Origin of the sequence: Bacillus sp. MYb209 (assembly GCF_002975175.1) — a bacterium.
Classification (GTDB): Bacteria; Bacillota; Bacilli; order Bacillales; family Bacillaceae_G; genus Bacillus_A.
On record NZ_PCNZ01000109.1, the window covers coordinates 1 to 1967 of the forward strand.

Annotated in this window: 2 protein-coding genes and 1 pseudogene; all 3 read left to right on the top strand. The window is 32.2% G+C overall.

What is annotated here, in order from left to right; all coding sequences use genetic code 11:
* Nucleotides 1-471: pseudogene (locus CQZ94_RS31485) on the top strand (CsxC family protein); the annotation flags it as partial.
* Nucleotides 472-763: 292 nt separating this feature from the next.
* A complete protein-coding gene (locus CQZ94_RS30565) occupies nucleotides 764-973 on the top strand; it encodes a DUF7695 domain-containing protein (RefSeq protein ID WP_105588413.1) in 210 nt (69 codons plus the stop codon).
* 169 nt (nucleotides 974-1142) lie between these two features.
* Nucleotides 1143-1796, top strand: a complete 654-nt coding sequence (locus CQZ94_RS30570; protein WP_105588414.1) for a MarR family transcriptional regulator — start codon at nucleotides 1143-1145, stop codon at nucleotides 1794-1796.
* Nucleotides 1797-1967 lie beyond the last annotated feature (171 nt).

The following is a 1967-nucleotide window of genomic DNA, read 5'->3' on the forward strand; positions in this document are numbered from 1 at the left end:
AAAGCTAAATTATTTGTAGCAGGACATATTCGTAAAAATATTGAATATGCTACAAGTGCATGTAATGGAGCACTTCAGGATAGAATTGCTGATGTTCAGTTTTTTGGTTTTGCAGAACTTAAGTGTACGGACTTTTTAAGCCCTCCAATTTTTGCTAATTCAACAAAATTCGAATCTAATTTTGTTGATGATACAGGTTTAAATGCACGTTTGGATAAAGCTTTCTTTCAAAATCATGTTAAATACAATGAACAACCATTTGGTGAATTAGTAGCTGCAGACTTCTTTGAACTTGATTTTTCACCAACTGCAGCGACTCCTGAGGGTACGTTTAGTTCATTAACTGAAAAAATTGTATTGGATCTTACTCTGAAAGTGTTACAAGTTCAACAAGTTAAAGTTACTGGAAATCCAGTAGTTCTTCCTACGACTCCTTCTCCTTGTCCTCCTACTTTCACTTCCGGTTGCTAGTCCCAAAAAAAGGACTCTGTTTTTTAAAAACAGAGTCCTTTTTTTTTGGGGTCTTATCAGTAAAAAGTGAACCGTCTAGATCAGCTGTCCATGAAATTTTTTATGAAAAGGGTTAGGTGGTTGATTTTGTTTTATAAAAAAGAAAAGCTTCTCTAAATGATCAGATAAGCTTTCGGAGTGACATTATTCTCTTCTCACTTTTATTTTATGTATATGTTAAATAAAGATTCTAACTTTAAGTTATATTTTTGAAAAATCCCCCCTTTTTATTCAATAGGTTATAGGAGTGATAATGGCGAAAAAATTAAAAAGAAATGCAATTCAATGCCGAAAATGTGGAGATGTGATTTTTAAGTATTGTTTATATCGATCAATTGCAGTTGATATTGGTCTTGAATATGGTCGAATGATAGGTAATTCAGAGGACATCATTGAATTACATGAGTTTGAAGAAGAAAAAGAGGATTGGATGTTGTGTTTTGCAAGAGATGGAAAGTTTTAACAAGGTGCTTCATGTTATTATAGAGAAAGACATACAAACGAGAAAAACCGCCCAAGCTTTGGACGGCAAGGCGGTTTTTCATAATAAGGTTGGAATCAACCAATATATATTCTATATACATTCTAACATATAAAAGTTGATTCCTTCCACTAAGGGAGAGAATTATTTTATGACAAAAGTTGTAGATTTTGGGCAAGCTGAAAAAAAAGCGAAAATGAGAGATAGTAAGATTGATAGTATTTATGACCAGTTGCAAGCCGGTGGTTACTCAGAAGAAGAGAAGGCAATGCTCTTGCAGTTATTAAGTAAAATAACTGGTGGAGATGAGTATTTCATAGGGAAAAAGAAAAAACCTACAGATCGGGTGAGGTTTGTGCAGCTAATTATGGATAACATTAATTATCTTACTGAACTTGAGTATTTGAGTAGCAAGGAAGAAGCACTTTTATTTAAACTTGCTCCATATGTGGAATTTAAAACTAACGTTATTATTCAAAAAATTGATAAGGATAATGTAGATACAACTACTCCAGCATCACCTACATATTTAGCTGAACGTTTTAAAATGGCAAGAAAAAATGTTTCTGTAACGATGAATGGTTTATTTAAAAAAGGGATTTTAGGAGTTGCAGAAGCAGGAATAACAATAGAGGATGGTCGTGCATGCACAAGTCGTACATGGTTTGTAAATCCCAATATTATGTGTTGTAGTCCTAAAGATGGAATAGATAAAGCAACTCAACATATTTTTAGAAATTCATTAAGGAACTTTAAAATTGATGAGTCTAAGAAAAAATATAAATTACCAATCTACTTATTTTAGTTGTCAAATTCTCATTGACATCTTTTTTTTATTATGATTTTCCTTTTTTTAGGTGTTACGAAAAGGTAACACAGGTGTTACGAAAAAGTAACACCTAATATACTATAAACCCTTGGTATTACTGACTTTCTTCACTTTGCTCTTCTCACTCTTATATATATAGCTAAAAGT

What these genes read in the sequence shown, in the direction of transcription:
- CQZ94_RS30565 (WP_105588413.1), top strand. Translation starts at nt 764, where the DNA reads ATGGCGAAAAAATTAAAAAGAAATGCAATTCAATGCCGAAAATGTGGA.
- CQZ94_RS30570 (WP_105588414.1), top strand. Translation starts at nt 1,143, where the DNA reads ATGACAAAAGTTGTAGATTTTGGGCAAGCTGAAAAAAAAGCGAAAATG.